This is a genomic window from Streptococcus sp. 9.1(2021) (assembly GCF_030466425.1).
In the GTDB taxonomy this organism is placed as follows: domain Bacteria; phylum Bacillota; class Bacilli; order Lactobacillales; family Streptococcaceae; genus Streptococcus; species Streptococcus wuxiensis.
Genome location: NZ_JAGQFU010000005.1, coordinates 1 through 7,251 on the forward strand (window position 1 = coordinate 1; position 7,251 = coordinate 7,251).

Annotated in this window: 7 protein-coding genes and 1 pseudogene; 4 read left to right on the forward strand and 4 right to left on the reverse strand. The window is 35.1% G+C overall.

The window, feature by feature from the left end:
* Nucleotides 1-1,003 precede the first annotated feature (1,003 nt).
* A complete protein-coding gene (locus KBU52_RS08760; protein ID WP_228379394.1) occupies nucleotides 1,004-1,333 on the forward strand; it encodes a hypothetical protein in 330 nt (109 codons plus the stop codon).
* Nucleotides 1,334-1,474: 141 nt separating this feature from the next.
* On the opposite strand, the gene KBU52_RS08765 is transcribed toward KBU52_RS08760, so the two are convergent.
* Together KBU52_RS08765 and KBU52_RS08770 are read right to left on the reverse strand one after the other, a co-directional pair.
* On the reverse strand, nucleotides 1,475-1,774 hold the full coding sequence (locus KBU52_RS08765) for a type II toxin-antitoxin system RelE/ParE family toxin (RefSeq protein WP_003015041.1): 300 nt from the start codon (nucleotides 1,772-1,774) through the stop codon (nucleotides 1,475-1,477).
* On the reverse strand, nucleotides 1,771-2,019 hold the full coding sequence (locus KBU52_RS08770) for a type II toxin-antitoxin system RelB/DinJ family antitoxin (RefSeq protein WP_001018847.1): 249 nt from the start codon (nucleotides 2,017-2,019) through the stop codon (nucleotides 1,771-1,773). The genes KBU52_RS08765 and KBU52_RS08770 overlap by 4 nt, the downstream gene beginning before the upstream one ends.
* 831 nt (nucleotides 2,020-2,850) lie before the next feature.
* Here KBU52_RS08770 and KBU52_RS08775 point away from each other — a divergent pair.
* Both KBU52_RS08775 and KBU52_RS08780 read left to right on the forward strand, forming a co-directional pair.
* The gene (locus KBU52_RS08775) at nucleotides 2,851-3,459 is read left to right on the forward strand and encodes a DUF1269 domain-containing protein (RefSeq protein WP_017645923.1); all 609 of its coding nucleotides are present in this window, start codon (nucleotides 2,851-2,853) and stop codon (nucleotides 3,457-3,459) included.
* Nucleotides 3,460-3,544: 85 nt separating this feature from the next.
* Nucleotides 3,545-3,736 carry a nucleoside hydrolase-like domain-containing protein gene (locus tag KBU52_RS08780; RefSeq protein ID WP_079266279.1) on the forward strand — a complete coding sequence of 64 codons (192 nt, stop codon included), beginning with the start codon at nucleotides 3,545-3,547 and terminating at the stop codon, nucleotides 3,734-3,736.
* Nucleotides 3,737-3,941: 205 nt separating this feature from the next.
* Here KBU52_RS08780 and KBU52_RS08785 read toward each other — a convergent pair.
* Nucleotides 3,942-4,175: pseudogene (locus tag KBU52_RS08785) on the reverse strand (hypothetical protein); the annotation flags it as partial.
* Between the two features lie 751 nt (nucleotides 4,176-4,926).
* Between KBU52_RS08785 and KBU52_RS08790 the strand changes: the two are divergent.
* A complete protein-coding gene (locus tag KBU52_RS08790) occupies nucleotides 4,927-6,225 on the forward strand; it encodes a plasmid recombination protein (protein ID WP_017645578.1) in 1,299 nt (432 codons plus the stop codon).
* A gap of 83 nt (nucleotides 6,226-6,308) precedes the next feature.
* Here the strand turns inward: KBU52_RS08790 and KBU52_RS08795 are convergent, their stop codons facing one another.
* On the reverse strand, nucleotides 6,309-7,121 hold the full coding sequence (locus tag KBU52_RS08795; RefSeq protein ID WP_000254442.1) for a replication initiation protein: 813 nt from the start codon (nucleotides 7,119-7,121) through the stop codon (nucleotides 6,309-6,311).
* Nucleotides 7,122-7,251 lie beyond the last annotated feature (130 nt).

Consider the following 7,251-nt stretch of genomic DNA (forward strand, 5'->3'; position numbering starts at 1 on the left):
GTTTACCTTTTACTATGTTTTCTATTATGCTATATTCTATCAATTTTTAATTTTATAGTCAATAATGGGGTACAAAATAGTCATCAATGGGGTACAAAATAGTCATCAATGGGGTACAAAATAGTCATCAATGGGGTACAAAATAGTCATCAATGGGGTACAAAATAGTCAATTATTTATCTGTAAACCCTTGATATTACTGAGTTTCTAAGGTCGACAAAGTAATATAAAGTAATATAAAGTAGGTTAGAAAGTAAATTAGAAAGTATCTTCTTAAGAAAAAAATCTATATTTTATTTTTAAAAAATAAAAAAATCTTTCATTCAGTTCACTATTTTCTATCTAACCACTTTAAAATATAATGGCTCAAAATCTCTATTCTAATATCAAGAAAAAAGCAGGCTTTTGCCTGCTTTTAATTTTTTTCAACTGTCATAACAATATTTTAGGAAACACTCTATTTATTTGCTTTTTTATTTGAAATTAACTTACCAATAAAATAACCAAATAAAATAGATACTGCAGGGAAAATAAGTATTAAGTTAATGAGTAATTCAATGAGTGATTCCATGATCATTGTTCTCTCCAACTAACAACTCTATAGTATGTATCCGGTTCAGTAACAAGTTTCTTTCTAGCACAAAATAAGTTCTTTTCATTTTTATTATACTCTTCGTAGACAAATACTTCAAATAATACTATAAACATTTCATCTGAAGCATTTATTGCACCATCAACTAGTTTTCACAACTAAAACGACTCTCAGAAGCCATATTTTGGCCGTTAACAGAATCCTTGAGTATTCACAGTAGTTTTTCCTTTGCTAAACTTATAAAACGCAGTACAGGGCTAAAAATGCATTTTAAAAGAATTTAATCTTTATCATGTGCTCACTGCTAAATATATACTAAAGAAATTTAGCCAAAAACTCAGTTTTTCTTGTATTATGGTGTATTATTTAATAATACTGTGTGTTATAATATGTATTATATTAGCTAACGGGGTGAAAGTTTTGACTGAAAAAATGACTGTCCTAAATATCAGGATGAGCGTTGGAGAAAAAGAAGAATTAAAGGAAAGAGCTGCAGAACTTGGAGATTCGATCAGTTCATATGCTAGAAAAACACTCTTCCAAGAGGATAATACAAGCGACTACGTAGATAATACAAATGTATTACAAGAGAAAGATGAGCGTATATCAGACCTTAAAACTCAAATAGACGACTACAAGAAGCAAATTGAGCAACTGCATACGATTATTTTGGCAACTCAAAAAGATAATCAGTTGCTGATTGAACAGAAAGCGAAGAGATGGTGGAAATTTTGGGAATAGCTTTGTACATCTCATCTTTTTTAGCTTTATATACATAAAAAAGTCCTCGAACAACAAGGACTTTTTTCGAAAGCTGGGTGACTTAGATAAGTCATCCAGCTTTCAATTTCTTTAGGGGATAATAGATTGGCTAAAATAAATTCATCTGTTTCTTATACGTTTTTCAGAAATTGTATAAATTTCGTTATCACTTCTCTTACCAATAGCAATGACTTCAATAATTTCAATTGCATTGACAGTTTCATGAAAAACAATTCTCAGGCCCAGTTTTTTGTGTTTTAACTTCCTGTAACCTGCTAGATTACCGTGAAGAGCCTCTCCGGCAAGCATTCCTTGATTTTCTAACTTGATAAGTGACTTTTTAACATGAAGACGTTGACTATTATCTAATTTATAAAAATCATCTTGTGCTTCAGGTATCAATTCAACTTTATAACTCAATCCCAACCATCCTCTACATTTTCCAAACCTTCACGCCAATTTGAACCAAGAAATTCATCGACAGTTAAATTTTTTCGTGCTTCAAGTTCAAATGGAATTTTACGATCACGTCTGATTTTATTGAAATATAAATTAATTGCTGTGGTATAGTCAAGTCCAATCTCGTTTAAGACCTCACCGACTTCCTGTTTTAATTCAGAGTCAATACTTAGATTCAATCTTGCTTTTGTAGTTGTAATAGCCATTTAAATCACCTCATCTTTTTGTGTATATTATACACAAAAAAACAGATTTCTTCAAACTATTTTTTTCTCGTTGATAATTTTTCTGTATAAATTGTCAAAAAATGATGCTGAGATAGTCATTCTGGTCTATTTTCAGATTAAAGTACGGACAATCTACCGCTAAAAATCCCTACAGCGTCAATGGTTTTCGCTGTTTTTCTGTTCATTACACAACTTTCAGAAAAAGACCAATTTTTCGGAAAGTTGTTTTTTTGAAAAGTTCATCTCAAAATTCACCTTATTGTTTAAGAGACTTTAGGGCAAACCCATCTTGAGTAATAAGCAGTATCTCTTCTAGTACCTTTTATGATGGGACATCTTTGATGTTACAGCGAAGTAGTCAATCTTCATGTTGTTTTTCCATGCTTAGTCACCGACAACTTTAAGATCGCTAGCGACTACTTTTACTCCGCCCCAGGTACTACGTGCTATGTCCCACATGACGGATATAGGGATTAATCAGTTCAACCGTCATTATACGTATCATGGGTTTAACCATACTTTCGTGTATGTTCGTACCCCCTATCAGTGGTGGGGATTTGTAGGAAAGACACCATTTATTGACTTTTTGCACGGGTGGCTTTAAGATGTTGCTGGACGCCTTTCTTGATAATCACTCAGAGTCGCCAGAGTGTCTGGCCCGAGATATGGCAAGGATATACCGCTGCCTGCACCAGTCCTTCGACGCTGACAAATTGCGACATATCATGTAAATTGTCGCATAAAAGTAGTTTCAAAAAAAGAAAACTGTGTTATAATGTATGTGTAATTTTTAGAAAAGAGGTACTAACTATGGAAAATCTAGTAGTTTCAATCTTTAACACTGAAAGCGAAGCTTATCAGTCCTTTGCGGATTTGAAGGCTTTCCGCCAAACTCAGACGACCAAGGTTGCTCAAATCGCCTTGGTCAAAAATGAAAACGGTCATATCGTTGAAAAAGAACGCTATGACTTTGAAGATTCAACGACGGATGCAGCCCTAAAAGGTGGCTTGTTCGGTGCAGTTATCGGGCTTTTGGGTGGTCCTATCGGCGTCTTGTTTGGTTATGGTATGGGTAGCCTCTATGGTTTGGCTGCTGGTGATACCATTGATACGGCAGAAACTGGCCTGATTGACGTTGTTTCTCAGAAATTGACTAACGGTGAAACAGCCGTTGTTGCCTTGGTGCAAGAAGACAACGAAGCAGTCATCGATGCTTACTTCACCAAGTACGACACCCAAATCGTGCGTTGGGATGTAGCAACCGTCGTAGCCGAAATCGAAGCAGCTCTGCAAGTCCAAGAAGACCTCTACAACCAGGCACGTGCACAAATGAAGGCTGAACGTAAAGCCGAACGCAAGGATAAACTTGAAGAATTCAAGGCAAATGTCAAAGCAAAATTTGACAAATTGAAAGCGTAAGCACTCAAGCATCTCATAAAAAATAGGCTTTCTACTTCTGGAAGATAGCCTATTTTTTAAAAAAACTAGATTTTAGAAAAAGGAAGTGACGGAAGGATCACGTTTTTTAGAGGAGCTCATTTTGGACGATGACCCCCGAACCCTCTATATCCAGACCTGGGGCGGGACCAATACAACTGCCAGAGCCCTCAAGTCTATTCAGGAGCGCTACGAGGGGACGGCAGAATGGCCTCCCTACATTCCGAAGAGGTGGACCCGCATTATGTCTTCGATATAACAGAAGAGGGCGCAAGTCTCACGGTTCATATCCCTGACGATGCAAAGTCAGACGATACCTTCCATATCATTACTGAGGTGCAAAATGTGACCGAGACTCCATTCAAAACCTATGTGCGTCGTATTCTCACGGTCAAATAATTTAGATGAGCTAGATTATTGCTCTTAAAAATGCTCATTGTCAACTGTAGTGGGTGGACATATAACTAAGCCCTAGAGAGAACCATCTTGGTTCTCTTTTTTGTGAAGTTCAAAGCGAGGTAAATCCGTTTTTTAAAGTTTTCAAAGTTCCGAAAACCAAAGGCATTGCGTTTGATGTCTTTGAGAACCAATCGCCAGCAGTATTTTAAGGCACGATAGTCAATGGATTTCTTGTCAAATTACTTCATGAGTTGAATACGAGTTTGATTGAGAGTACGGCTGAGGTGTTGGACGATATGAGTAAGTGCTTGATGATTGATGAGTTTCTAGGTAATTTTTTCGGTGCGTTATTCACGCCGATTTTTTTTCGAGTCCACTTTTGTGGGCCGAAAAAGCAGTGAATTTTTTGAACCGTGAGGGTCAAAAAAGGGGTGCAACCCATAGCCCTCGGCAGAGCGTTTTAGTTTTGTACGTTGCGCAGCAATGTCAAAACTACAAAAACGTTACTCTTTGACAAAGAGTAACAGAAACTCTGCTTGATCCGAGAAAGATATTTTTATTTTCAACTGATTACATATCGACAATAGTTGGCGTGGAATAGCGATAGCCCCACGCCGTAGCCCAACATTTTGGGCTAAATGTTTCTCTTTAAACTGCTGAAACTATATAGAAATCCATAGATTTAAAAATCATGGACTTATATAGTGTTCCATAAATCCTAAAAAGATGGACTTATATAGTGTTCCATAAATCCTAAAAAGATGGACTTATATAGTGTTCCATAAATTCTAAAAACGTGGACTTGTATAGTATTCCATAAATTCTAAAAAGATGGACTTATATAGTAATCCATGATTTCTGAAAAGATGGACTTGTATAGTGTTCTATAAATTCTAAAAAGATGGTCACTATATAAGACCATCTTTTTGAAAAACAAATGCTCAAATAAATTTGTTAATCACGTTTTTAACGGAAATTTTTAAAAATTTTTATTATCTTTTGTTTTTTGTGGCATACTACTATCACAATAGTAAGAGAGGAAATAGACTAATGAATCAAATGACCATTTCTTTTAAAACAAAAACTGGCATGACAAATATACGTCATAATAACAGAGATCTGAGCGAAGAAGAGTTTAAGAGTAATGAACACAAACATATAAATCGTGCATTGTCCCACGAAAATATAACGATTATTAAACGTGACATAAGAGAAGTCTATCACGATGAATTTGACGATGCTTTAAATACTTACAATTTAAAACAACGGAGGAAGGATAGAAAAATTGAAGACTACTACAAACACGTTAAAAAATCAAAGACATTAGATCTGCAACGTGAATTTGTAGTCTCAGTAGGTAATAAATCCGACTGGGAAAAGATGGATTTCAATAAAAAAAGAAAGGTAGGAGAGGCTCTGGCAAGCTACGTAAGAGATTTTAATGAACGGCACGATCATTTAGTCATCTATAATGCAGTTGTTCATTTAGACGAAGATGGAGCTCCTCATGCTCATTTCAATGTTGTTCCTATTGCTGATGGATATAAAAATGGTCTTTCGAAACAACCATCTTTTTCAAAAGCTCTTCTCCAGGAAGGATTTAAAGAAAAAGGACGTGGCCAACTGAAACAATTTCGTGATCATGAAATTGATAGGATTCAATACTTTATGAAAAACCTTAATATAGAACGCAAGTTAGGTCAGACGAACGATATTAAGGATATGCGAGAATATAAAGAAACTATGCGACAAATTGAATTACAGAAGCAGCAAGAAGAGAAGGAACTGCAGCATTTGAAGAACGAAGTCGCAAATATGTCCGAAGAGTTGGATAAAGCAAAATTAGAAGATGAAACTATCAATGCTATGTTACGTCTGAAAATGATCAGTGAAACTGAAGTAGATAAAAGTCAATTTGAAATCAAAGAGCGAGGACTATTTAATAACCGTGAACGTGTTGTGATTGTTCCTGAAGATGAGTTTGATAGAATAGCCATGAAGGCGAACTATAGCCCATTGTCGAATTTGTTGAACGATTTTAAAGAGTCTATCCTTCAAATAGGGTTCATTAAAAAGTTACATTCTACAATTTCATCTTTAAAGAACGTAATCAAAGAACTGAAAGCAGAATTCCAAAAAGAGAAAGCTCACTTGGAAGAAGAAAATCGAAATGCTTTGTCTAAGTATTTTGAAGCTAAGAAAGAAGCTGATAATTATAAACGTTTTAAATCAGAGTTTGAAAGATATTTATCTGAAGAGGAAAAAAATGAGATCTCAGATAAAATCTATGAACGTCAAGAAGCTGAAATTGAAGGAGGTTTGTGGCAAGATTTTGATTTAGATCGTTAGATAAATTAGGGGAACCTTTATTCTTTTCTCCTCCTAGAAAAGGACTTGCATATGCAAGTCCTCATTCTTAATACATGTTCAAATTACAAAAAATCATAGATATCTGTCTGATGTGATGCTTTCTCTGCTTCTATGATTACCTCTGCAGTGGTTGGCATCCGTCTATCCCTAATTACCATCTCATACCCGATAACTTTTCGTCCTTTTTTTACAGTTGTTAAATCTATATCGGCGTTGAATTTCATTTCTAATTCTTCGCATGCCACCATGAGAGCATTCCTCTTAAATAAACCTGCAGGCCATGACTTTTCTTCACCCAAGAACCAATCTTGCCATTCCTCTAAACTTCCCTTAATGGTTGTATATTCTCGATTTCCTAAGCGATATGCTTCCCAAAGTTTCATCAAGATCAAAGAATACTTTGATTTCACATTTCCTAACTCATCCAAATGGAAAGAGTAGTAGTTTCTTTTCAACTCAAAAACTAAAGGTCCAGCATCTTCAGAGAATTTAAACTCTACAAGGCCATCCTCAATAAATCTTATTCTGCTGAAAAGTTGAGTCATGATTATTGAACGTCTACCATCAGGCAATGTTTCAGGAATATATAGAGCTGTATTCTCATTAAGTCTCGAAAAAGCTTCTGCAATCCGTCTATAATTCTGACCGTTTTTAGTTAAGCCAAAGTGCTTCATAATGTCAAGACTATGAACCGTAAAGACATCACCAACTCTACTATCTTTCGTTACAGATGAAAAACAGTAGTCTAAAACCTTGTGTTCAAAAGCTTTTAAATTACCAAATGCTTTGGCCAAGTCATTCGCCTGGACAACTAAATAATTTTGACGAGAAGCTAGTTCTTCATAAATCTTACTTGATTTTCTATTTGATACCATCTTGTTTACCTTTTACTATGTTTTCTATTATGCTATATTCTATCAATTTTTAATTTTATAGTCAATAATGGGGTACAAAATAGTCATCAATGGGGTACAAAATAGTCATCAATGGGGTACAAAATAGTCA

Bases quoted from the DNA above. Each gene is read 5' to 3' on its own strand.
- KBU52_RS08795 (WP_000254442.1), bottom strand. From the start codon at position 7,121: ATGGTATCAAATAGAAAATCAAGTAAGATTTATGAAGAACTAGCTTCT.
- KBU52_RS08775 (WP_017645923.1), top strand. From the start codon at position 2,851: ATGGAAAATCTAGTAGTTTCAATCTTTAACACTGAAAGCGAAGCTTAT.
- KBU52_RS08790 (WP_017645578.1), top strand. From the start codon at position 4,927: ATGAATCAAATGACCATTTCTTTTAAAACAAAAACTGGCATGACAAAT.
- KBU52_RS08770 (WP_001018847.1), bottom strand. From the start codon at position 2,019: ATGGCTATTACAACTACAAAAGCAAGATTGAATCTAAGTATTGACTCT.